22 protein-coding genes are annotated in these 21,993 nt (G+C 42.2%); 12 read left to right on the forward strand and 10 right to left on the reverse strand.

The genetic code is table 11. The annotated features are described in order from the left end of the window. Positions 1 to 212 precede the first annotated feature (212 nt). A complete protein-coding gene (locus tag KVY11_RS15535; RefSeq protein ID WP_159126916.1) occupies positions 213 to 1,136 on the forward strand; it encodes a LysR substrate-binding domain-containing protein in 924 nt (307 codons plus the stop codon). Positions 1,137 to 1,210: 74 nt separating this feature from the next. On the opposite strand, the gene KVY11_RS15540 is transcribed toward KVY11_RS15535, so the two are convergent. Beyond that, on the reverse strand, positions 1,211 to 2,362 hold the full coding sequence (locus KVY11_RS15540) for an MFS transporter (protein WP_218289462.1): 1,152 nt from the start codon (positions 2,360 to 2,362) through the stop codon (positions 1,211 to 1,213). Between the two features lie 166 nt (positions 2,363 to 2,528). Next, positions 2,529 to 2,795, reverse strand: coding sequence for a metal/formaldehyde-sensitive transcriptional repressor (locus KVY11_RS15545; RefSeq protein ID WP_004697473.1), 267 nt, complete (start codon positions 2,793 to 2,795; stop codon positions 2,529 to 2,531). Positions 2,796 to 2,851: 56 nt separating this feature from the next. Here KVY11_RS15545 and dmeF point away from each other — a divergent pair, with 56 nt between their 5' ends. Together dmeF and KVY11_RS15555 are read left to right on the forward strand one after the other, a co-directional pair. Further along, positions 2,852 to 3,847 carry a CDF family Co(II)/Ni(II) efflux transporter DmeF gene (gene dmeF / locus KVY11_RS15550; RefSeq protein WP_218289452.1) on the forward strand — a complete coding sequence of 332 codons (996 nt, stop codon included), beginning with the start codon at positions 2,852 to 2,854 and terminating at the stop codon, positions 3,845 to 3,847. Between the two features lie 106 nt (positions 3,848 to 3,953). Further along, positions 3,954 to 4,655, forward strand: coding sequence for a DsbC family protein (locus KVY11_RS15555; RefSeq protein WP_159127933.1), 702 nt, complete (start codon positions 3,954 to 3,956; stop codon positions 4,653 to 4,655). 57 nt (positions 4,656 to 4,712) lie between these two features. Here KVY11_RS15555 and KVY11_RS15560 read toward each other — a convergent pair whose 3' ends face one another. From KVY11_RS15560 to guaD, 3 genes are all read right to left on the reverse strand, one after another. Then, positions 4,713 to 4,964, reverse strand: coding sequence for a GlsB/YeaQ/YmgE family stress response membrane protein (locus KVY11_RS15560; RefSeq protein WP_004977734.1), 252 nt, complete (start codon positions 4,962 to 4,964; stop codon positions 4,713 to 4,715). 172 nt (positions 4,965 to 5,136) lie between these two features. Continuing rightward, on the reverse strand, positions 5,137 to 5,664 hold the full coding sequence (hpt, locus tag KVY11_RS15565) for a hypoxanthine phosphoribosyltransferase (RefSeq protein WP_005401780.1): 528 nt from the start codon (positions 5,662 to 5,664) through the stop codon (positions 5,137 to 5,139). A gap of 225 nt (positions 5,665 to 5,889) precedes the next feature. Continuing rightward, complete coding sequence (gene guaD / locus KVY11_RS15570; protein WP_218289453.1) at positions 5,890 to 7,206, reverse strand: guanine deaminase; 1,317 nt, start codon at positions 7,204 to 7,206, stop codon at positions 5,890 to 5,892. A gap of 329 nt (positions 7,207 to 7,535) precedes the next feature. Between guaD and KVY11_RS15575 the strand changes: the two genes are divergently transcribed. Then, complete coding sequence (locus KVY11_RS15575; RefSeq protein ID WP_159151802.1) at positions 7,536 to 8,009, forward strand: hypothetical protein; 474 nt, start codon at positions 7,536 to 7,538, stop codon at positions 8,007 to 8,009. Between the two features lie 379 nt (positions 8,010 to 8,388). On the opposite strand, the gene KVY11_RS15580 is transcribed toward KVY11_RS15575, so the two are convergent. The 3 genes from KVY11_RS15580 to KVY11_RS15590 form a co-directional block, all read right to left on the reverse strand. After that, complete coding sequence (locus KVY11_RS15580; protein WP_218289454.1) at positions 8,389 to 9,549, reverse strand: glutathionylspermidine synthase family protein; 1,161 nt, start codon at positions 9,547 to 9,549, stop codon at positions 8,389 to 8,391. A gap of 3 nt (positions 9,550 to 9,552) precedes the next feature. Beyond that, entirely contained in the window at positions 9,553 to 9,915 is a 363-nt protein-coding gene (locus KVY11_RS15585; protein ID WP_168159917.1) for a hypothetical protein, read from the reverse strand. A 183-nt stretch (positions 9,916 to 10,098) separates the two neighbouring features. Further along, a complete protein-coding gene (locus KVY11_RS15590; RefSeq protein ID WP_218289455.1) occupies positions 10,099 to 11,064 on the reverse strand; it encodes a TerC family protein in 966 nt (321 codons plus the stop codon). Positions 11,065 to 11,462: 398 nt separating this feature from the next. Between KVY11_RS15590 and KVY11_RS15595 the strand changes: the two genes are divergently transcribed. From KVY11_RS15595 to KVY11_RS15605, 3 genes are all read left to right on the forward strand, one after another. Continuing rightward, on the forward strand, positions 11,463 to 11,747 hold the full coding sequence (locus KVY11_RS15595; RefSeq protein ID WP_087015032.1) for a GNAT family N-acetyltransferase: 285 nt from the start codon (positions 11,463 to 11,465) through the stop codon (positions 11,745 to 11,747). A 39-nt stretch (positions 11,748 to 11,786) separates the two neighbouring features. Then, positions 11,787 to 12,071 carry a GNAT family N-acetyltransferase gene (locus tag KVY11_RS15600; RefSeq protein WP_058870643.1) on the forward strand — a complete coding sequence of 95 codons (285 nt, stop codon included), beginning with the start codon at positions 11,787 to 11,789 and terminating at the stop codon, positions 12,069 to 12,071. Positions 12,072 to 12,165: 94 nt separating this feature from the next. Next, positions 12,166 to 12,543: a hypothetical protein gene (locus tag KVY11_RS15605; RefSeq protein WP_218289456.1), complete on the forward strand. Its 378-nt coding sequence runs from the start codon at positions 12,166 to 12,168 to the stop codon at positions 12,541 to 12,543. A gap of 58 nt (positions 12,544 to 12,601) precedes the next feature. Here the strand turns inward: KVY11_RS15605 and mpl are convergent, their stop codons facing one another. Continuing rightward, complete coding sequence (gene mpl, locus KVY11_RS15610; RefSeq protein WP_218289457.1) at positions 12,602 to 13,969, reverse strand: UDP-N-acetylmuramate:L-alanyl-gamma-D-glutamyl-meso-diaminopimelate ligase; 1,368 nt, start codon at positions 13,967 to 13,969, stop codon at positions 12,602 to 12,604. Between the two features lie 255 nt (positions 13,970 to 14,224). Between mpl and KVY11_RS15615 the strand changes: the two genes are divergently transcribed. From KVY11_RS15615 to KVY11_RS15630, 4 genes are all read left to right on the forward strand, one after another. Then, on the forward strand, positions 14,225 to 14,563 hold the full coding sequence (locus KVY11_RS15615) for a DMT family protein (RefSeq protein ID WP_004977754.1): 339 nt from the start codon (positions 14,225 to 14,227) through the stop codon (positions 14,561 to 14,563). A 192-nt stretch (positions 14,564 to 14,755) separates the two neighbouring features. Continuing rightward, positions 14,756 to 15,268 carry a 5-(carboxyamino)imidazole ribonucleotide mutase gene (purE, locus tag KVY11_RS15620; RefSeq protein ID WP_004697498.1) on the forward strand — a complete coding sequence of 171 codons (513 nt, stop codon included), beginning with the start codon at positions 14,756 to 14,758 and terminating at the stop codon, positions 15,266 to 15,268. A gap of 15 nt (positions 15,269 to 15,283) precedes the next feature. Continuing rightward, positions 15,284 to 16,405, forward strand: a complete 1,122-nt coding sequence (locus KVY11_RS15625; protein ID WP_218289458.1) for a 5-(carboxyamino)imidazole ribonucleotide synthase — start codon at positions 15,284 to 15,286, stop codon at positions 16,403 to 16,405. Positions 16,406 to 17,185: 780 nt separating this feature from the next. Continuing rightward, positions 17,186 to 18,469 carry a lytic murein transglycosylase gene (locus tag KVY11_RS15630; RefSeq protein WP_218289459.1) on the forward strand — a complete coding sequence of 428 codons (1,284 nt, stop codon included), beginning with the start codon at positions 17,186 to 17,188 and terminating at the stop codon, positions 18,467 to 18,469. A gap of 111 nt (positions 18,470 to 18,580) precedes the next feature. Here the strand turns inward: KVY11_RS15630 and KVY11_RS15635 are convergent, their stop codons facing one another. Further along, positions 18,581 to 19,708, reverse strand: a complete 1,128-nt coding sequence (locus tag KVY11_RS15635; protein WP_218289460.1) for an anhydro-N-acetylmuramic acid kinase — start codon at positions 19,706 to 19,708, stop codon at positions 18,581 to 18,583. Between the two features lie 63 nt (positions 19,709 to 19,771). Here KVY11_RS15635 and tyrS point away from each other — a divergent pair, with 63 nt between their 5' ends. Further along, positions 19,772 to 21,004, forward strand: coding sequence for a tyrosine--tRNA ligase (gene tyrS, locus KVY11_RS15640; RefSeq protein WP_148827032.1), 1,233 nt, complete (start codon positions 19,772 to 19,774; stop codon positions 21,002 to 21,004). Positions 21,005 to 21,993 lie beyond the last annotated feature (989 nt).

Raw genomic sequence — 21,993 nt, forward strand, 5'->3', positions numbered from 1 at the left:
TTGGGTCGAAGTCACACCGCAATCGAGTTTGGCGAAACAGCTCCCCGTTTGTGCACCGTTGTCCTTACACGGTGGACTTTATGACTCACTTAAGTTTCCTTGCTTGGGTGAGATATGTTGTTTGGGGGGTAACGTGATAGGGATATTAGAGACTTTGCAAAACCGATGAATCGATATAAAGTTAAATCACTCTTGCAAAAAACTGAATAATCATGAGCTCAGATACCGAATTAGCATTTTTTTGTTTACTAATAAAACAGGGCAGTCTGGTTGCAACAGCGCGTGAGCTGAATTTAACGCCCCCTGCGGTATCACGACGTCTGACACAAATGGAAGAGCGTTTAGGGGTTCGGTTGTTGAATCGGACCACCAGACGCATCAGTTTGACCAATGAAGGCGAAATTTATTTTGAGAATGCTTCGCGAATCTTGAAAGAAATTGAAGAAATGGAACAGCAAGTAGCGCGCAGTCGCACCACACCTAAGGGTTTGCTGCGGGTCAATGCCCCGTTTGGTTTTGGTCGAACCTACATTGCTCCTGCGATTTCAGACTTTGCGCGAAAATTTCCAGATATTGAAGTCCAGTTACATCTGACCGATCGTCCGATTCATCTGCCGAATGATGCGATTGATGTCTCGATTCACTTTGGGCAGGTACCAGACTCACGACTAATTGCGAAAAAAATTGCGGCCAATCGACGGCTTCTATGTGCTTCTCCGCGTTATTTGGCGCACGCTGGGGCACCACTTACGCCACGCGAACTGACCTTGCACCAATGCATTGTGTTAAGACAAAATGATGCGGCATATGCGAACTGGCGTTTAACTCAAGGGGATAAGGAAGAGACAGTTAAAGTGCATGGAAAATTGAGTAGCAATGATGGCCAAGTCACCATTGGCTGGGCACTCGATGGCCATGGTATTTTAATGCGCGCTGAATGGGACGTGGCCAAGTATTTAAAAAGTGGTCGTTTAGTCCAAGTTTTACAGGACTATGAGACGCCTCCTGCCGATATCTATGCGATTTATATGGATCGGCTCGAGCACTCACCAAGAGTGTCCTATTTTTTAGAACATTTAAGTCAGTATTTAAATGAACATACGGACTTAGCCCATGCCAATAAGAAAAGAACCTAAGTTATAGCAAGGATCGACTGAAAAATGGCATCTGAAGAACGATCTAAATCCAAATGATTTTAGCTTCACTCTTCCTATGCCGAAGCCAGACGTATACTGCTTTTATGCGCAAACCACAGATAAAAACACAATAAAGCGATGGCAATGCAAAAGCTAATGACCCCGAAGCTTAATCCAAAGTGATCTGCCAAATAACCCACAGCTACAATGGGTACAATCGTACCCAAATAACCAATAAAAAGATAAGTCGACATTACTGCAGCACGATTCTCTAAGCTGGTCATGGCATGAATGAGACCAAAGGAACCAATCAAGGTCAGGCCATGTCCGACACCAACGAGAAAATCACTGATAAAGAAAAATGCACTCAGTTGAAATAGCATACACAGCACCAAAATGCCTAAGCTTGCAATCAAGGTGATTAAGCCATAGTTGAGGCACTTATAAGCAGGAATACTTCTGGCAAAATACTGCACCACGGCAGAGACAATTAGAATACTGGTAATAGCAGAACCGCTGATGAGGGGGCCGTGCCACGGCAAAATATCCCGCACAAATGAAGGAGATAAGGATGCAAACAAGCTAAACGCGGCAAAGGCACTAAATGCGGTAAATCCAACGATCAAAAACAACTGATGATATTGCACTTCTGGACGGAGTAGCTTTGGGGCGATACTAAAGGGCTGTGAGGTAAACGTGGGAGATTGAACCCAAAATAAACCAAAGAAACACAGTACAGCGCCAAGAATAACGGGTAGATAAGGACTGACCAACGGATATTCTGAAAATTGAGCTATCAGGCCACCAATCAGCGGGCCTAAGCCAAAGCCTACTGCGGTAATAATCGAACTGAGTTGTGGTGCAATCTGTTGATGGCTTTTGGGCACGGTATACATCAGTCCCAGTAAGGCAGAAGTGGTCATCAAACCAGATGCAATACCAATAATAAAACGCCCCAAAGATAAAATGAGAGCATCAGAAGCATAAGCGGAAATCACCAACCCGATGCTAATAAACATCAACCCTACTTGTAAGGTTCGTAAATAGCCAATGCTATTACTGGTCCGGCCGAGAAACAGTAAAGTAGCGAGACAACCAAACATATAAGCCACAAAAATATAGGTGATCTGACTCGGCACCAGATGCCATAAGGCTTGATACAGCGGGTAAAGTGGACTGGCTAAGGCAGTCCCCATGGTTCCCATCATTAAGGCGAGGCTGACCATACAAAATGGACGCCAAGAAGTGCTTGTTGTCATGCAAATGCCATGCGGCTCTCTCGGTCAAAACAAGAATATTTTGATGCCCAAGAGAAAAAGGATAGAGAGCAACAGTGTATCGGTTTGTGGAAAAAATGGTCAACTAAAAACTTGAAAAAGAACGCAATAAAACTTAGCCATAGCGTTTCAGCAGTTTTAAGAACTCAGCCAACTCCTCTTCATTAACCTGTTCAGCTTGTGCTAATACATGATGGCGTAAGTGTGCTTCAACCAGTTCATTCATCAGCCCATTGACCGCGCCTTTAATAGCAGCGACTTGTTGTAAAACGTCGATACAACTGGCATCGGGATGTGTGATCGAGAGTTCAACGGCGTTGACCTGTCCTTGTAAGCGTTTCACACGGTTTAAAATTTTTTTATCTTCATGCAAATGACTCAACACATTGCTCCAAAAATAAATATACTAAGAGGGAGTATATTGGTGAATGATTTTAAATGCAAAATACCCCATCACGTCAGCATACGCATCATTTTGATGACGGTAATCCACTGGCACAAAAACGGATTTTAATGGCGACCATTTTAACGGCAGTCATGATGTTATTAGAAGTGATTGGTGGATGGATTTTCCAATCAATGGCTTTGCTGGCGGATGGTTGGCATATGAGTTCGCATATGTTGGCACTGGGTTTGGCTTATTTTGCTTATCGTGCTGCACGGCATTATGCCCATGATCAGCGCTTTAGTTTCGGCACATGGAAAATTGAAATTCTTGCAGGTTACAGCAGTGCTATTTTGCTGATGGTAGTAGCAGGTTTTATGGCTTTTCACTCGATTCAGCGTCTATTCTCGCCTGTACAAATTCATTATAACGAAGCGATTCCAATTGCGATTTTAGGCTTATTGGTGAATTTAATCTGTGCATGGTTGCTGCATGATGGTCACCATCACCATCACCATCACCATCACCATCACCATCACCATCACCATCACCATCACCATCATGATCATGCATCAGAAGTACATAGCCATCATCATGATTTAAATCAGAAAGCTGCATTTATGCATGTGGTGGCAGATGCAGTGACTTCTATTTTCGCGATTATCGCACTGATTTTTGGTAAATATTTGGGTTGGGATTTTCTCGATGCTGCCCTTGGAATCGTAGGATCAATACTGGTAGCCAAATGGGCATTGAGCTTAATGCAAGAAACGGGAAAAACCTTGTTAGATGCTGAAATGGATCATCATGTGGTGGATGAAATTCGCGAAGTGTTGGCAGAACTACCGCATACGACCTTGACTGATTTACATGTGTGGAAAGTAGGCAAAGGTAAGTTTTCCTGCATTTTGGCTTTAGAAACGACGGTAGACTTAACTGCGGATCGCGTGCGGGCAATGCTCTCGATTCATGAGGAAATTGTTCATGTCTCGGTGGAAATTAATAGCAAGGCTCTAACTGTTCCACGTGAAACTTTGGCCAGTTCATAAGCAAGGCGTGTTGGGTTTCGGTAAAGCCAAGGAAAAAATGATTCAATGCTTGAATAATACGCTCTACACTAGCGCCGTGGTTCTCCGATTGAAAGAGCAAAAAGTGATGATAAAAAAACTGGGTTTGGCACTACTTACAAGTGCAATTGCAAGCATGAGTATGGCCAGCGTAGAAAGTGTTCAAGCCAACTTAAAAAAGAATTACCCAAATATTCATGTTCAAAATATTCAAAAAACAGAAATGTCGGGCATTTATAGCGGATCTTTAGATGGCGAAATTGTGTATTTAGGCGAAGCGGCTGAGCATGTGATTGCCGGTTCGATGGTACGCTTAAAAGATCAGAAAAATTTAAGTGCTGCCTTATATGTGCAACAGAATTCGCTTGATTGGAACAAGCTGCCGCTAAAAGATGCCATTAAAAGCGTTAAAGGCAACGGCAAACGCCAATTGGCGGTTTTTTCAGACCCAAACTGCCCTTACTGTAAGCAGTTAGAGGCTGAACTGAATAAACTAAATGATGTGACCATCTATACATTTATTTATGCCATTAAGGCGCAATCGATTGCACCGTCGAAACAAGTGTTTTGTGAAGCAGACCCTGCCCTCGCATGGAAAAATTTGATTGCGAAAGGGATTCAGCCAACGTCGAAAAAACCGTGTGCCAATCCAATTGAGCGCAACATTGAACTCGGTCGTAGTCTGGGTTTACAAGGGACGCCCGTGGTTATTTTCTCAAATGGCTTTAAAGTGAATGGTGCTGTGCCTTCAACCACTATTGAAAATATGTGGCGTGAACTGGGCTTATAAGAGTTCAAAGATACAGATAAAAAGCACCTGAAACGGTGCTTTTTTTAATGACTGAGTTTAGGTTTTTTTGGTGACCATGTTGTAAATGAATAGAATAACAATAGCCCCAATAACTGACGCAATAAAGCCTGCGGCAGAGCCTTCACTATAGAGACCAAGTAAACGACCACCATAAGTGGCTACGAGAGAACCTGCAATCCCCAGTAAAGTGGTGACAATAAATCCCGCTTTGTCATCGCCAGGATGGATAGCACGTGCGATGAGACCTGCAATAAAACCAATCACGATTGCAACAATAAGTGACCACATGAGCCAGCTCCTTTTTTATCATGTCTTTGTTTTTACATCATGTGCAAAAATATCATCGGGCATAATGCGACTGTGCAGTAGAGCGAATCTGCTAAAAACTGTATGTTTTATGTACTTAGCTAACAGTAAAAATAAAAAAAGTGGCCTTCGGCCACTCTTTTGTCGATTGCTCTTAAAGACCAATTTCCCCAATAAATGGCAAATGACGGTACTTTTGGTTGTAGTCTAAGCCATAACCCACAATGAATCGATCTTCGACATTAAAGCCTAAAAACTTCACATCGAGTTCAATTTCACGGCGTGAAGGTTTGCTGACTAAGGTGCAAAGTTCAATTGAGTTGGGCGAGCGTGTTTCTAAAATTTCGAGTACTTTGCTCAAGGTGTTGCCTGAGTCGATGATGTCTTCAATGACCAAGACATCTTTACCACGGATTTCGCCGTCTAAATCTTTTAAAATTTTTACATCACGTGAAGATACCGTACCGCCACCGTAGCTTGAAACCGTCATGAAATCGAGTTCATGGGGTTTTGAAATGGTACGACATAAGTCTGCCATGAAAATGACTGAACCGCGTAATAAACCAATCAGTACAAGTTCCTTATCACTGTTTGCATAATGCGCATCGATTTGTGCACCAAGCTCTTTTACTTTCGCTTGAATCTCTTCAGTAGAAATCATTACGCTCATTTGAACGGTCATGGGTAGATACCTAAAAATTAAAAAAAATCAAAAATAAAAAAGGCGTTGACCTGCAACACCTCTATATATGCATTAATTTTAATATATCTCTAAACGAGATGCACCCCCTTTTGCCCGCTGAAAATGTAATCATTTCATTGCAGGCGGGATGCAGCTTGGCTTAGAGGAGAAAATCAAAGTTGTTTCAAAACTCGATTAGCTGCTTAAATTTTCGCTATTTGCTACTTAGTTTTGCACATAGGCTTTCTGACCAAAAATATAAGTCGCATGAATATTACGGTCATCACCCATGGTCATTAGGGCAAATAACGCGTCTTCAATCCCTTTTGCACGTTGCTGACGTAATGCTTGCAACGCAGTTGCTTTGAGATCGAGCACCACAAAGTCGGCTTCTTTGCCCAAATTAAAGTTACCGAGTTTATCATCCAAGCTCAGAGCTTTGGCACCGCCCAGCGTAGCGTGATAGAACGATTCAAACGCAGACAGTTTATCGCCCTGAAGCTGCTGCACTTTATAGGCTTCATTGAGGGTTTGTAGTTGGTTAAAAGAGGTCCCCGCACCAATGTCTGTACCCAGCCCAACTTTTACCTGCTTGTCCCAAGTCTTTTTCAATGGAAATAAACCACTGCCTAAAAATAGGTTGGAGGTCGGACAGAAAGCAATGGCAGAGTCAGTCTGATGCATGCAGTCCCACTCAGCTTCTTCTAAGTGTACGCAGTGGGCAAAGACCGAATGTGAACCGGTTAAACCAAAGTGATGATAGACATCGAGATAACCTTGCTGTTCAGGGAATAAGTCTTTTACCCAAGCGATTTCATTTTTATTTTCACTTAAGTGAGTATGCACATACACATCTGGATATTCAGCTTTGAGCTGCCCTGCTTTAGCCAATTGCTCTGGTGTCGAGGTTGGGGCAAAACGTGGCGTAATCGCATACAGGTTACGGCCTTTGCCATGCCATTTTTCAATCAGTGCTTTAGAGTCGGCATAAGCACTGTCAGGTGTGTCGCACAGATCTTCAGGTGCATGACGATCCATCATGACTTTACCTGCGATCAGACGCATCTGGTGCTGCCCTGCCGCTTCAAATAGTGCATCTACCGATTCGGTATGCACGGTACAGAAGACTAAGGCTGTGGTGGTACCATTTTTCAGCAGTTCTTGCACAAAGAATTGGGCAATCTGGTCGGCATAGGCTTTATCGGAAAATTGTAATTCGGTTGGGAAGGTATAGGTATTGAGCCATTCGAGTAGCTGTTCACCATAGGCCCCCACCATTTCTGTTTGTGGAAAATGAATGTGGGTGTCGATAAAACCGGGCACAATCAATTGTTCAGGATAGTGCTGAACCTCGACGCCAACAGGAAGGTGCTGTTGCCCCTCCTGCCAAGATCCAAACCATTGGATTTTGCCATTTTGGCTAATCAGTAAACCATCTTCTACGTAACGCACTTGGTCGTGAATTTCACGCGCTTGGGCAACCGTATTCTGAATATCTAGGAAGCGACCGCGAACCGCCGTCGTTGCAACTACAGAAGACATTTTAAACCTGCGTTTTGACTTTTTTTCGATTGATTGTACCGTAAACTGGATTTTTTTCACGGCTATTTACTGAAGTTTTTATGTGTGTTGTGAACGCTAGATTTTAAATGGAAGACTGGAGCAGTATTTTCTAAAAAATTGAACTGTTTTAAGGCCAAACATGTATCCATGCCATCGATAAGATCATGATTTTTTTATGCAATCCATAAGCACAAGCTTTGAGCTTAAATGATTCAATCTATTCGCAAAATTTTGTTGAGAAAGTCTTTATCTTTAAATGCTGAGTCAGTACAGTGTCGGCATTGATAAAATAAGAGACAATGACCGGCATGTATTTTTGGAATACCAAAGCATTAGCACATGAATTATCTAGCAACACCCTCGATAAAAAGCATTATAAAAATTATTACTTAGTCACCGCCTTGCTGGTTTCAGTGGTGTATTACTACGGGATGTATTCGCCCTATGGTGATGTCCGTGTGATTGGTGTTGAGGGACTTCTGACTTTATTGATTATGTTTATCGGGATTCAAAGCGCTTACAAAGCCAATGGTGGCGATGAGGGTGAGCATTTCTTAGGTCGAATCACAGCGTTGTCTTTTCCCATTTTGGTACAAACCACTGTGGCTGGTGTTGTCTTTGGTGCAGTGTTATTAGGCCTTTATTTTGCTTTTAATCTAGAAGGCACGGCGTTTGATAATTGGTATGAGTGGACTATTTCGCTATTTACCATCTTCCTGCAAATCTTGTTTTTCACGCGTTTAGTGTCTTATATGAAGCGGGTTAAAGCGCATACCATTTAAGCTTGAAAAAAATATTGTTTTCGAATGTATGCCTGTCAGTTTTAGAGTTGACAGGCATTTTTTTTTCAATTTAAACTTTATTTGATACATGGAAGCGTCACCCGCAACCTGCGTAGTGTTTGGAGTAGATTATTTTTGCAACACAAATTTTTTAATTATAGAAAGTGAATAGGTTTTGCGGAGGACAAATGCTTTCCTTACGAAGCTTCGCTTCTCATTTGGTGAAACAAAAGAATAATTGAGCTCCCAGTATCGAACTTAAAAAAGATAAGACTCCGCCGTGAATAACCTAAAAGTGATGGTGCTCCTACTAAAACGCCTGAACAGACCCGCTTAATCTTTGGACATCTATTTTAAATAGGTGATTTAGAGCGCCTCTTTATCCCACAAAATAATGCGCAGCAAAATGCGCATCATTGCCAATCACATCAAACACATCTTCACGCAGTGACATCCCCGCACATTCATCTCCGACCATCCAAAGTCCCAAGGTGGGCAGCATGCCTTCATGCAACGGAGTTTTTACCCAGCGCTGCATGACATAACCATATTTGTCGTAGTCATCGAAGTAAAAACTACCTGAGGCTGCGCCGCAATCGACATTGTTTTGTAAGATATGAATATTTGCGCCTTCGCGCGCTAAGATTGGCTTACGCACCCATTTCCCTGCATAGTGGGCGTGCGCATCATAAGCATGGGTTTCTAACAATAATGGATGATTCGGAAAGCGTTTCCATAGCTCGATCAACAGGGCTTTATTGGAGAGCAGCATTTTCCAACATGGTTCAATCCATTCGGTTTCAGGTTTGAGAAACTGTGAAAAATTTTCTTCCCAAATCCATTCCCACGGATACAGCTTAAATAAATGCTGAATCTCTTGCTGATGCAAATCGACAAAGGCTGTGCCATTCCAACCGATGTTTTCCATCGACAGTTCGCTGACATTTAAGCCTGCCTGAAAAGCAGTATCCATGAGGTATTCTAAATTGCCCCAATCTTCACGGCCTGCTTCTTGGCAGGCTGCGAAATGGATACGGCTTCGCGCAGGATAGAGCTGTTTCCAGCGCTCAATTAGCTTTTCATGAATACTGTTGAATTGATCACGGTTTGCAATGTTTTCGACTTGTTCAATCCAATGCCACTGTGCAACTGAGGCTTCGAGTAAACCCGTTGGCGTATCGGCATTGTATTCCAGCATTTTGATGGCTTGACCATCATAGGCAAAATCGAAACGGCCATACAGCATCGGCGCTTGGTTTTTCCATGAGTGCTCAATCAGAGGAATCGCTGCTGGGGGGAGTTGAAAATATTCGGGATAATGACCGCGTTGAATCATATCCCCTGCCACTTCAAGGCACATTTGGTGTAATTCGTTCGAGGCATCTTCTAGCTGTTCAATTTGCTTGAGGCTAAACTCATAGGCTACCCCTTCTGACCAATACATTGAACCATCCCGCGACGGCAAGTTGTAGTAGTCAAAACCAATCTCTTGATGCGCCTGTTGCCAGTTTGCACGCTCAGGCAGTAGAACTCGTTTCATGTATTAACCTCCGAATGAGCCCCCGCCACGGCCGAAGCCTCCGCGAATGGGCTGGGATTTGGCATGGCTAAAAACATGAGTCGAGATTCTGGGTGCGCCCGTTGAATGACGTCCGCGAGCTTTCAAGACTTGGCCCATGTAACGGACTTTACGGTTGTTTTTATAATATTGTGGGCCGATATAAACCCCAGTAGAGCCACTATAGCTCGATTCACTATTTTCGTTAGCAGGTTCGCACAGTTCAAAATGCCAGTCTTGGTAGCAGTTGTATTGGTTATTGTAAACATCCTGTTGTAGGGTTTTAGAACCGCTACATGCCGTGAGTAAAACGGGCACTACAACAAGAGTTAATTTTTTGGTACGCATGGATGAGCAACCTTCAGGTTCTTTTATTTTTACAGGTAAAACCAAGGGTTTTAAGCCCGCTTATCATAGGGAGCTGTTTGCATAAAGTACAGTGCATTTGCACAGAAAATCATAGGATTAAGTCTTGTGCATACTAAAATTTGATCAGAAAAAAGCCTTCACAGAGGAAGGCTTTTTAAAACATTAGAGAGTGGTTTGATGATGTTTCTTACTGTATCGAATCGACAAGATCGCAGTAATGGTCAGCACCAACACAATAAAGCCCAGTGAAATCCAAATTGGCATGTGGAACACATCCAGCATGAGCATCTTAAAGCCGATGAATACCAAGATAATACCTAAACCATACGGGAGGTAATGCATCTTGGTTGCTGCACCAGACAACAAGAAGAACATCGCACGTAGACCCAAAATTGCCATTAAGTTTGCAGTCAACACAATAAACGGATCAGAAGTCACCGCGAAAATTGCAGGAATGGAATCCACCGCGAAAATTACATCCGACGCTTCAACTAAAATTAACACCAAGAACAGCGGCGTTGCCCACAACATCCCGTTTTGACGGACAAAGAACTTATTGCCATGCATTTGCGGGGTAATCCGCATATGTTTACGCAACCATTTTAAGATCGCCATGTCTTCGATATTGGTTTCTTCTTCGTTTTGCCCTTTGAAGAATTTGAAACCCGTATACACCAAGAACGCACCGAAGATATACAGAATCCATGAGAACTCTTGTACGAACCACGCGCCAATAAAAATAAAGATGGTACGTAGAATAATTGCGCCCAATACACCATACAGCAGTAATTTGCGTTGTAGTGCAGGTGGAATGGCAAAAGCAGCAAAGATCATCAGCCAGACAAAGACGTTGTCGACGGCTAAAGATTTTTCAAGTAAATAACCTGCGAAATACTCCATGACCTTGGTGTTGGCCACAGTGACACCTGCAGTTTGTTGTAAATACAGCCAGAGACCTGCACCAAAGAGTGATGCGACGGAAACCCACGCAATACTCCATAACGCGGCTGTTTTGATTTTAACTTCTTGGCCTTCTTTTTGTTTAAAGCCTAAAAAGTCGATCAGTAGCATCACGGTAACAATGCCGAAAAAAGCAAGGTATAGCCATAAATTGCCGATAGATTCCATGAAATCCTCCACATCCAGCAATCGGCCACAAAAAAACCTTGACCTGCTGCCAGATGAAATAAAACATCTGTGACAACATGATCAAGGTCTTGCCTACATTTTAGCGTATGTATTTTGTGCGCTAAAATGCTCAGATACCGACTTTTTGCAAAGTGTAATGACGATAATCTGACACGTGAAAGTTATGCATGGCATTGATTTTTCACGTTTGGAGGAGGCTACTCCCCTTGTTCAACATAAATTTGGTTTTGGATTTGATCCAAAAGTGAGCTAAGCATCGCATATTTTTATGGTTTGAGCAAATATTAAAGAAAATTGTAGATGAAATATAAATGAGACAAAATTTTGCTTCAATTTGTGGCAAGCTAAAAAAAACAGTAAACCAAAGAGGAATAATAATGAAAATTCAACATCAAGAAACAGGTAGTAAAGGCGAAGTTTTTGTTGAGCAAGAAAACGAGCGTGTGGCGGAAATGACTTATAGTTGGGCTGGGGATGATAAGTTTATCATTGATCACACTTGGGTCAGTGAGTTGCTCCGTGGGCAACATGTGGGGCGTCAGTTATTGGATGTTTTGGTTAACTTTGCCCGTGATAAGAGCGTGAAAATTTTACCCTTATGTCCCTTTTCCAAATCGGTATTCGACAAAGATCCATCTATTCATGATGTTTTATTCCACTAAGATAGAGAACGATAAATCAATCCATTCAACGAGTGTGCTATGCAATTTCAACATGTAGATCGTGATCAAAAAGGTGAGTTTTTTTTAAATAATGCAGAAGGTCAGCGCATTGCTGAAATTAGCTATATTTGGCGGGATGACACAACCATTGATGCCAACCATACTTGGGTCGATGATTCACTGCGAGGTCAAGGTGTGGCGCGTTTGCTGTTGGATACTCTGGTTGATTTTTCACGTGAGAAAAACCTGAAGATTATCCCGACCTGCTCTTATGTCGATGTGATGTTTCGCCGTGAGAAAAGTTTTGAAGATGTCGCGGCTTAATTGTTCACAGCATTCATCGCGGTTCTAAGCGTTAAACTAAAATGAGATCGATATAGCTGCCATTACAGTTCTATTTTGTGTTTTGCAGCGCTGAATGATGGTGAAATTAAAGTATATGAAGACGCTTTTATCTATTGCCCTATTCTGTTCAGTTGCCCCTTTATTGCATGCTGAAGATTGTGTAAAACTTGAGGAAAAGGCAGAACAAAAAGAAGTTCAGATCATTCCACGTTGGGGTATGAAAGTGATTGCTCCAACCAGAGTATATTTTTATTCAGCACCGAGCAATGCTTGTAAAATCAAAGATCTGTTTATGATTAAAAATGACCATATCACTGCTTATAGCACCTATGATGATGGCCAAGAACAGTGGATTTCGATCATGTATTTTAGTAAACGCTTGGGAGACACGGTTCAAGGTTGGTCAAAACTAAAAGACTTTGAATATACGGGTACGATGTCTGGTTTTTAATTGGATACGCTTGTAAAAAAACCCGCCATATGCGGGTTTTTTCTTCTAATGGGACAACTTATTCTGCGTTTAAGGCACTGATCAATTTTTGGTGTAAACCACCAAAGCCTCCATTGGACATGATCACGACAGCATCGCCCTCGCCTGCTTCACTGACGATGGTATGGATAATGTCATCTAATGTACGTACGACCACGGCCTTGTTGGGTGCAGCGGCAATGACAGGTTGCAAGTCCCAGTCCAAACCTTCTGGTTGATACCAAATCACTTCATCGGCCAAACGTGCAGAGTGTGCGAGTCCATCTTTATGGCTTCCCATGCGCATGGTATTTGAACGAGGCTCAATAATTGCCCACAACTTACGTTCGCCTAAACGCTTACGTGCGCCTTCTAGCGTAGTATCAATTGCGGTTGGGTGATGGGCAAAGTCATCATACACTTCAACGCCACGCACCGTGCCTAAAAGCTCCATACGGCGCTTCACGCCACCAAAGTTAGACAGTGCTTCGCACGCTGTTTCAATGCTTACGCCAACATGTTCAGCCGCAGCGATAGTCGCCAAAGCATTGGCTACGCTGTGCTGCCCAGTCATGTTCCATTGCACCGTGCCTTTCACCACGCCGTGTTGGAGTACTTTAAAGTGTGAACCATCAGCACTGAGTTGTTCGGCATACAATTCAGACTTGTCGTGGGCCTCTAAAGAGGTACGAACCACAGGTGTCCAACAGCCCTGCTCTAAAACTTCATCGATATTGCTTTCAGTAATTGGAGCAATGATACGACCCTCACTTGGAATGGTACGGACCAAGTGATGAAATTGTTTTTGAATCGCTGCTAGATCATCAAAAATATCGGCATGGTCAAATTCAAGGTTATTTAAAATGGCTGTTTTAGGGTGGTAATGCACGAACTTCGAACGTTTGTCGAAAAAGGCAGAATCATATTCATCGGCTTCGACACAGAAGTATTTGCCACCACCTAAACGTGCACTTTCAGAGAAACCTAAAGGTACACCGCCAATCAGGAAACCTGGCTCTAAACCCGCCTGATCCAACACCCAAGCCAACATAGTGGTGGTGGTGGTTTTACCGTGGGTCCCTGCTACACCAAGTACGTGTTTGCCTTGGAGCACATGATCGGCCAAAAATTGTGGGCCTGAAATATACGGTAAGCCTTCATTGAGCATGTATTCAACTGCATCAATCCCGCGTTTCATCGCGTTGCCGACGATGACTAAATCAGGATGCGGTTGTAAATGACTGCGGTCATAACCTTGCATTAAGGTAATGCCTGCATTTTCGAGCTGGGTGGACATGGGAGGATAAACATTTAGATCCGAACCCGTCACTGTGTGGCCAAGATCACGTGCTAAAAGCGCTAAAGACCCCATAAAGGTGCCACAAATACCCAAAATATGCAGATGCATTCCGCCTCACTCCACTGCTTTTATAGACACATCACGTATTGTTGGTGCTGTTGTCGTGATTAATTCGATGTGAAAGCAACCATAGCAAGGCGCTTAGCGAAAAGATAGTGATTCTTGTATCTAATCGTTTAATTATTCTGCGGCTTGAAAAACGCTTTTATTTTGTAAAAAAGCTGGCTGAAAAGTGCAATATTTGCTGAATTTCCTCGCAAAAAACGTAGAATAAAATGCTCCTAAACTCAGCGATTTTGCTTCATGTCCCTGCCCTTTATTTTATTGATTATTGCCAACTGTTTTATGACACTTGCATGGTATGGACATTTAAAATTTTTGCCGGGTGTGCCGCTTTGGCAAGCCATTTTATTTAGCTGGTTCATTGCCTTGGTGGAATACAGTTTTATGATTCCTGCGACCCGTATGCTGTCACAGCAAGGCTGGTCAATGGGTGAAATGAAAATCACCCAAGAAGTGGTGACGTTATTGGTTTTTGTACCGTTTATGCTTTTCTTATTTAAACAGCCTTTTAAGCTCGATTATTTGTGGGCCGGACTGTGTTTATTTGGTTGTGTGTATTTTGTTTTTCGCAGCCAATAACTCAAAAAATGAGGCTACAGTCCTCTTTTTATTTAAGTTTTATGCTACGAAATAAAAAAACAAGAAAAATCTGCATTTAGTTGCACGGTTAAATTTTGGAGAGCTGAAAAATCAGTCTATAATACGGGGCTCTTATTAAAGCTTGGCGCTAGTCGAGATTTATCTCTCTTAACTATCTCTGGAAACATTGCAATGAATGCGGCCGCTTCACAAGACACTCCTCTCGTTGGAATTATCATGGGTTCTCAATCAGATTGGGCCACTCTCGAACACACTGCCAATATGCTTAAGCAACTTGGTGTCCCATTTGAAGCGGAAGTTGTGTCTGCGCACCGTACGCCAGATCGTCTTTTTGAATATGCTGAACAAGCACGTGACCGTGGTATCCAAGTGATTATTGCGGGTGCGGGCGGTGCGGCGCATTTACCGGGAATGTGTGCGGCGAAAACTGATTTGCCTGTACTTGGTGTGCCAGTGAAGTCTTCGATTTTAAACGGTGTCGATTCACTGTTATCGATTGTACAAATGCCAGCAGGTATTGCAGTGGGTACCTTAGCGATTGGTCCAGCAGGTGCAACCAATGCCGCGATTATGGCAGCACAAATTTTAGGTCTGACACGTCCTGAAATTGCAAAAAATGTGGCCGATTTCCGTGCTGCACAAACCGACAAAGTCGCAAGCAACAACATTCCAGGCCAAGCTTAATACGGGGCATTCCTCATGAATAAAACCATCGGTATTTTTGGTGGTGGGCAGCTGGGTCGCATGATGGCGCAAGCGGCTTTGCCACTGAATATTCAATGTACGTTCTTTGATGTGAGTACAGACTGCCCTTCAGCGGCTTTAGGAACTGTGATTTCAAGCAAAACTGAAAACGGTTTACAAGACTTTATTGCCAGTGCAGATGTCTTCAGCCTTGAGTTTGAAAATACGCCTTTGTCTGATGTTGATGTTTTGACCAAGCAAAAAGATATGCATCCGCCGCGTCAGGCTTTAGCCATTGCACAGCATCGCTTGTCTGAAAAAGCGTTATTTGATGAGCTTGAGATTCCTGTTGCGCCTTATAAAGCGGTAGATTCCCTAGAAAGTTTAAGTGCTGCGGTTGCTGAGCTGGGTTTACCGATTGTGCTGAAGACAGCCACAGGTGGCTATGATGGCAAAGGTCAGTTTGTATTGCGCTCTGAACAACAAATTGAACAAGCATGGGCTGAATTAGGCCCTGCTGGAAGTTTAATTGCAGAAAGCTTTGTGACCTTCTCGCGTGAAGTTTCGATCATTGCGGTACGTGGTCAAAATGGCGATGTGAAAACGTGGCCATTGGCTGAAAATCATCATCATCATGGTATTTTGTCGCACTCGATTGTTCCTGCACCGAATAGTGCGGACTTACAACCCGTTGCACAAGACTACATCACTCGCCTATTGAATCATTTGAATTATGTTGGCGTGTTGACCTTAGAACTGTTTGTCACAGACAAAGGTTTGTATGCCAATGAAATGGCGCCACGTGTGCATAATTCAGGACACTGGTCGATTGAAGGCGCAGTATGCTCTCAGTTTGAAAACCATATTCGTGCAGTCGCAGGCTTACCCTTGGGTTCAACTGAAGTGGTTCGCCCTACGGTCATGATCAATATTATTGGTGAATATCCACAGTCTGAACAAGTCTTGGCCTTAGAAGGTGTACATCTACATCTTTATAATAAGGAAGAACGTGAAGGTCGTAAGATTGGTCACCTGACTTTAATGCCGAATGATACCGCTCAACTCACGACGCTATGTCGTCAGTTGGCGAAAATCTTACCGAATCCATTGGCACTGAGTGAAGATATGACCATCTAAAGCTTCAGTTGTTGTTAAAAAAGGCGATCACAAGAGTGGTCGCTTTTTTATTTAGATTCATTCAGGCATGATTGCGCCTCTTCGAAAAAAGTGACCGTTAATCGGATCAAATTTAAAATAAATTGCATGTTTTTTATCCGTTTAGATAAAATCAGGGTATAGAAAAATAAACTGAAAGCAAAATAAAGCGAGTTTTGTGCAGAGAAGTACGTTTAAAACAAAGTCCATAATTGAATGTGACACTGATTTTCACCTAAAAAAGCTGAAACAGCAGAAATCTCGGTTAACTTGGGTCTGTGGATATCTTTGTAAGCGTGTTTTGAATTTAAAAAATAGAAGTAAAAATTTTGAATTCAAAAGTGCATTTTAAATTTAAATCGAATGTTTAAATTTAAAAGTGTTGATGCTTTTTGAATTTAAATTCAAAAGAATAAATTTAAAGACCGCTGAATGAATTTGAGAGTTTGAATTTAAAAATATTGAGCTTGGGTTTTGAAGGTTAATTTTCTATATGTTGTTGATTGTTAGTGTTAAATAAAATTTGTGGATAAATGAATTTAAAACAAGATGATTGAATTTAAAGTGCTTGCTGAGTCAGAGATTGTTTTTGAATTCAAAAGTTGAGGTTTGTGGTGCTGTGGATAATTTGGTTTAAATTTAAAAGATGGTTTTGAATTTAAACCAGAATGAATATTCATTTACGTTTTGATTCAGAAAAGTGAAATCGAAAGTGTTAAGGTAAAAAGCATAATTTAGAGATAAAGAATCATTAGGGATTTTATGCACCGTTTTGCTTTTCTTTTAGGTTCATTTTTTTTAGCGGCGACTCAGGCGAATGCTGAGCTCATTATTAATGGTCAAAAAATTACAGGCAGTTCAAATGTCGTAACTTCCGATTATAGCCCTCAGAACTCATTTCAAAGCTGTATTACCAACTTAAAAAGCCAAGCGATGGCGAATGGTGTGTCTGCCTCTAGTTATGATCGCTACACGCAAAATTTAACGCCAGATTATTCTGTGATTGAAAAATTAAATTACCAACCTGAATTTTCCACGCCGATTTGGGATTATTTGTCAGGATTGGTGGATGATGAGCGTGTTGCTGTGGGTCAGCAAAAATTGGCGAAGCATCGTGAAGTGTTGAATCGTGTTGCGGCAGTGTATGGTGTGCCTGCGGAGACCGTGGTTGCCGTGTGGGGCGTGGAAAGTAATTTTGGCGATATTTCAGGTAAATATCCATTATTACAAGCGCTAGGCACATTGAGTTGTGAAGGGCGCCGTCAAAGCTATTTCCGTGGAGAGTTTTTTGCCGTGATGCGCATTTTACAGCGTGGCGATTTAACTGAATCACAACTGAAAGGCTCGTGGGCAGGTGCGTTTGGCCATACCCAGTTTATGCCATCAACGTATGAAGAGTTGGCCGTCGACTTTGATGGTGATGGACGCCGTGATTTGGTGTCGAGTACTACAGATGCTTTGGCATCAACAGCCAATTTCCTCAAAAAACGCGGTTGGCAAACTGGGCAGCCTTGGGGCTTTGAAGTAAAAAATCCGCAAGCGATTTCTCTGAGTGGTGAAAGTCGTCGCAATAAGAAGTCATTGTCTTACTGGGTGCAGAATGGCTTGGTACGCGCAGATGGCTCAGCGTTAATTCAAGGCAATTTATCTTCTAGCTCGCAAGCGGGGTTGATGGCACCTGCTGGTGAAAATGGTCCACTATTTTTAGTGTTTAAAAACTTTGATGCAATCTATAGTTATAACGCAGCAGAAAGTTATGCATTAGCGATTGCGCATTTGTCAGACCGTTTACAAGGGCAAGGTGGGTTTAGTACAGCTTGGCCAACCGATGATGCAGGCACTTCACGTTCTGAACGTCGTGAAATTCAGCAGTTTTTACTGAATCGTGGCTATGATATTGGCGCGGTGGATGGTTTGATTGGTGATAAAACTCGTCAAGCGATTCGACAGGAGCAAATCCGTTTAGGTTTAAGTCCGACGGGACGAGCGGGACAGCAAATTTTAAAAGCCTTTCGGCAGGAAAATGCCAAGTTGATGATGCGTTAACATTAACAGCAAAAAATCGCTGAGATAGATAAAAAGCCAGTTGGTTATTCACTTGACTGGCTTTTTTGATTTGCTCGGGTTGCGTCTAAAAGACCAGAAGCACTTTGATGTTTAAACCGCGGTAATCGTCCCGAGAATACGGTTACCTTGTGCGCCTGTCACTGTCGGTAAGTTGCCGCTGAGTTGATGGATAAAGCGCATAGCCAACCAAGCAAAGGCGGTTGCTTCTACCCACGTTGGAGCTAAGCCAACGGCGGAGGTGGTTTGTACAGACCAATTGTGCTTACGTAAGCGCCAACGTAATTGTTCTAAAAGGTGTGAATTATAGGCACCACCACCACAGACGTAGACTTCACCGGTATCCATATCGGAGCGATAGATGGCTTTTTTAATGGCGCGCGTGGTGAGCTTCATTAAGGTGGCCTGAACATTTTCAGGACTATCTTCAAGCTCGTCATATTCAAGGTCATTGCGCCAGTCTGCAATTTGTTCATCTAACCATTCGAGGTTAAAGTCTTCACGGCCGGTACTTTTCGGTGGTTCTTTAGAAAAATACTCATGTGCTTGGAGCCGATCGAGCAGGCTACGAATCGGATGGCCGTAAGCTGCCCAATTGCCATTTTCATCATAGGGCTGTCCAGTAAAGCGTTCACACCAAGCGTCCATTAAAATGTTGGCTGGGCCTGTATCAAAACCGTAGACCTGATCAGGTTGGCCTGCGGGCAACATACTGACATTGGCGATGCCGCCTAGATTTAAGATGACGCGATGAATGCTCTCATGTTGGAACATATCTTGGTGAAAAGCAGGAACCAGCGGGGCACCTTGTCCACCTGCGGCCATATCACGACGTCGAAAATCTGAAATCACAGGAATTTGGGTGATTTCAGTGATGATGTTTGGGTCACCAATTTGCAGGGTAAAGCCATGCTCTGGGCGGTGGCGAATGGTTTGTCCATGTGAGCCAATCGCTTTGATTTGACTACGATCTAAATGACTTTGCTCAATCAGTTGATTGATGCCTTCGCCAATCATCTTTGCTAAAGCCACATCTGCCTTGCCCATACGGTCGATTTCGTTGTCACCGGGCAAAGTGAGTGCCATCAGTTCATCGCGTAAATCTGGGTCGAAAGAAAGAGTGAGGGTGGCGTGAAGCTGCAATGGATCAAAAGAAGCAGCAACAATATCAACACCATCCATGCTGGTGCCGGTCATTACCCCAATATAGATCGCTGTCATGATTATTCTAAAGCCTGCAATGTGCTGAAAAAGTGTTAGTATATCGCACAAATTGAATAACTGATGTGTTTGGGTTTTGTGATGTCAAATTTCCTGCCGGCTGAAGAACAACTTGCTCTCATTCAACGAGGCACGCATGAAATTATTTCTGAAGAAGATCTTCTGAAGAAATTAAAAGAAAATCGTCCTTTAAAAATTAAAGCGGGCTTTGACCCGACTGCGCCTGACTTGCACTTGGGGCATACGGTTTTAATTAATAAATTGAAAACTTTCCAAGACTTGGGTCATGACGTGACCTTCTTGATTGGGGATTATACCGCAATGATCGGTGACCCGACTGGAAAAAGTGCAACACGCCCACCATTATCGCGTGAGCAAGTGCTTGAAAATGCAAAAACTTATCAAGAACAGGTGTTTAAAATTCTTGATCCGAACAAAACTAAAGTGCGTTTTAACTCAGAATGGTTTGCAACCAAGACAGCGGCTGATTTAATTCAGTTGGCCTCACAGCAAACGGTTGCACGTATGCTTGAGCGTGATGATTTCACCAAGCGTTATAACAACCATCAACCGATTGCAATTCATGAGTTTTTGTATCCATTGGTTCAAGGCTATGACTCGATTGCCCTTGAGGCGGATGTTGAATTAGGCGGTACAGACCAAACCTTTAACTTATTGATGGGGCGTACACTTCAAGGTCGTTATGATCAAGAAGCACAAGTGTGCATTACTGTACCAATCCTTGAAGGTTTAGACGGTGTGAACAAAATGTCTAAGTCTTTGGGTAACTATATTGGCGTATTTGATGCACCAGGCGCGATGTATCAAAAAGTCCTTTCGATGCCAGATGCATTAATTGAACGCTATTTCGATTTACTCAGCTTTAAATCCGTTGAAGACATTAAAGTCCTGCTAAACGAAATTGCTGAAGGGCGTAATCCACAAGAAGTGAAAAAGATTCTTGCGCTTGAGTTGGTAGAGCGTTTCCATGGTGCAGAAGCGGCAGAAAATGCACATAAAGGTGCAGGCAATCTGATTACTGAGGGTGAGTTACCCGAAGGAACACCTGAAGTGACAATTTCACGTGCAGAATTTGGTGGCGAGTTGTTTATTGCAACAATTCTTCGCGTAGCCGGTTTAAACCCAAATGCTGCAGCGGCAAAAGATGCCGTGGGTCGTGGTGCGGTCAAAGTCGATTGGAACGTGGTCGATATGAGTTTCTCTGTTAAAGAAAATGTCACTTTAATTATCCAGTCGGGTAAAAAAGCCATTGCGAAAGTCACTTTTACAGACTAAGTCAGTGCATATATATGCTTTAAGTCATTGATATAAAAGCAGGCTTCGGCCTGCTTTTTATTTTTTAATCTTTATAAAAAAATCAAATAAATAAATTCAAAAAAAACCTTATAAAAACAATGCTTAATTTTTTCCAAAAATATTGCAATTTAAAATGAGTGTGTATAAGATTTCAACGTCTAGTTGATGTTTTTAACATCGCTAGAAGGGTCAATAAGAATAACTCTCCACAGTTTTCAAGTCTCTTCCCTAAGGGGCTTTTTAAGATAACTACAATAATGACATCTATGGATCAGATAACGATCTAACTCCGAGGAAGAGGTTTTGGGAGAGATCTCTTCCTTTTTTATTGGCAAAAATTTAGTTTTTAAAATCAGTTTCTCGCAGACAAATAACGAGTTGTCATAAAAGTTAGGTGCAACAGACTTTTCAATAAAGATGGTCATTACCTTACAGTATATAGCACAGCGTTTTCTACTTATATCCAGATGCTCTGTATCATTAAGCTTTATCGTGGCTGTTATTTCAGCTCTGTCTTGAATTATTTTGATTGAGATGTGCATAGAAGAGGGTTTTGCTATTTATGCGAATGAAATAAAAACAGACTAAGCACTCCATTCTTGTTAAATAATTAGGTGCCTTTGTAGCGACGTGGCAGTTTTTCAGCTTAGGCATGTATCAAATATAAAAGAACTACGTCTTTAGAAAGATGATTTATCAAAAATACAGAGATGAACGGAATACAGAGTGATTTTAAGTCTGAAAACAACGTTGCTAGAAGATTGGTAAGACTCTGCTGAAAGAAAAAATAAATGCTAAGGCTTAAATTTCAAGCTTAAAAGACTTTTAAAGATTGGAAATGAAATGCTCATGTTGAAAGAAATAAGAGAAAAAATGATAAATATGATCAAAAAATAGATGAAAAATACGATTTTTCTTAAGTTTTGTAGAAAAAACCAACGCCCGTTTCAAATAAGTGAATTTGGGGG

Source organism: Acinetobacter sp. CWB-G5 (genome assembly GCF_019209785.1).
GTDB lineage: Bacteria > Pseudomonadota > Gammaproteobacteria > Pseudomonadales > Moraxellaceae > Acinetobacter > Acinetobacter johnsonii.

Coding starts and splice junctions, on each gene's coding strand:
- KVY11_RS15535 (WP_159126916.1), top strand. CDS start 213: ATGAGCTCAGATACCGAATTAGCATTTTTTTGTTTACTAATAAAACAG.
- KVY11_RS15540 (WP_218289462.1), bottom strand. CDS start 2,362: ATGGTCAGCCTCGCCTTAATGATGGGAACCATGGGGACTGCCTTAGCC.
- dmeF (WP_218289452.1), top strand. CDS start 2,852: ATGCAAAATACCCCATCACGTCAGCATACGCATCATTTTGATGACGGT.
- KVY11_RS15555 (WP_159127933.1), top strand. CDS start 3,954: ATGATAAAAAAACTGGGTTTGGCACTACTTACAAGTGCAATTGCAAGC.
- KVY11_RS15560 (WP_004977734.1), bottom strand. CDS start 4,964: ATGTGGTCACTTATTGTTGCAATCGTGATTGGTTTTATTGCAGGTCTC.
- hpt (WP_005401780.1), bottom strand. CDS start 5,664: ATGACCGTTCAAATGAGCGTAATGATTTCTACTGAAGAGATTCAAGCG.
- guaD (WP_218289453.1), bottom strand. CDS start 7,206: ATGTCTTCTGTAGTTGCAACGACGGCGGTTCGCGGTCGCTTCCTAGAT.
- KVY11_RS15575 (WP_159151802.1), top strand. CDS start 7,536: ATGTATTTTTGGAATACCAAAGCATTAGCACATGAATTATCTAGCAAC.
- KVY11_RS15580 (WP_218289454.1), bottom strand. CDS start 9,549: ATGAAACGAGTTCTACTGCCTGAGCGTGCAAACTGGCAACAGGCGCAT.
- KVY11_RS15585 (WP_168159917.1), bottom strand. CDS start 9,915: ATGCGTACCAAAAAATTAACTCTTGTTGTAGTGCCCGTTTTACTCACG.
- KVY11_RS15590 (WP_218289455.1), bottom strand. CDS start 11,064: ATGGAATCTATCGGCAATTTATGGCTATACCTTGCTTTTTTCGGCATT.
- KVY11_RS15595 (WP_087015032.1), top strand. CDS start 11,463: ATGAAAATTCAACATCAAGAAACAGGTAGTAAAGGCGAAGTTTTTGTT.
- KVY11_RS15600 (WP_058870643.1), top strand. CDS start 11,787: ATGCAATTTCAACATGTAGATCGTGATCAAAAAGGTGAGTTTTTTTTA.
- KVY11_RS15605 (WP_218289456.1), top strand. CDS start 12,166: ATGATGGTGAAATTAAAGTATATGAAGACGCTTTTATCTATTGCCCTA.
- mpl (WP_218289457.1), bottom strand. CDS start 13,969: ATGCATCTGCATATTTTGGGTATTTGTGGCACCTTTATGGGGTCTTTA.
- KVY11_RS15615 (WP_004977754.1), top strand. CDS start 14,225: ATGTCCCTGCCCTTTATTTTATTGATTATTGCCAACTGTTTTATGACA.
- purE (WP_004697498.1), top strand. CDS start 14,756: ATGAATGCGGCCGCTTCACAAGACACTCCTCTCGTTGGAATTATCATG.
- KVY11_RS15625 (WP_218289458.1), top strand. CDS start 15,284: ATGAATAAAACCATCGGTATTTTTGGTGGTGGGCAGCTGGGTCGCATG.
- KVY11_RS15630 (WP_218289459.1), top strand. CDS start 17,186: ATGCACCGTTTTGCTTTTCTTTTAGGTTCATTTTTTTTAGCGGCGACT.
- KVY11_RS15635 (WP_218289460.1), bottom strand. CDS start 19,708: ATGACAGCGATCTATATTGGGGTAATGACCGGCACCAGCATGGATGGT.
- tyrS (WP_148827032.1), top strand. CDS start 19,772: ATGTGTTTGGGTTTTGTGATGTCAAATTTCCTGCCGGCTGAAGAACAA.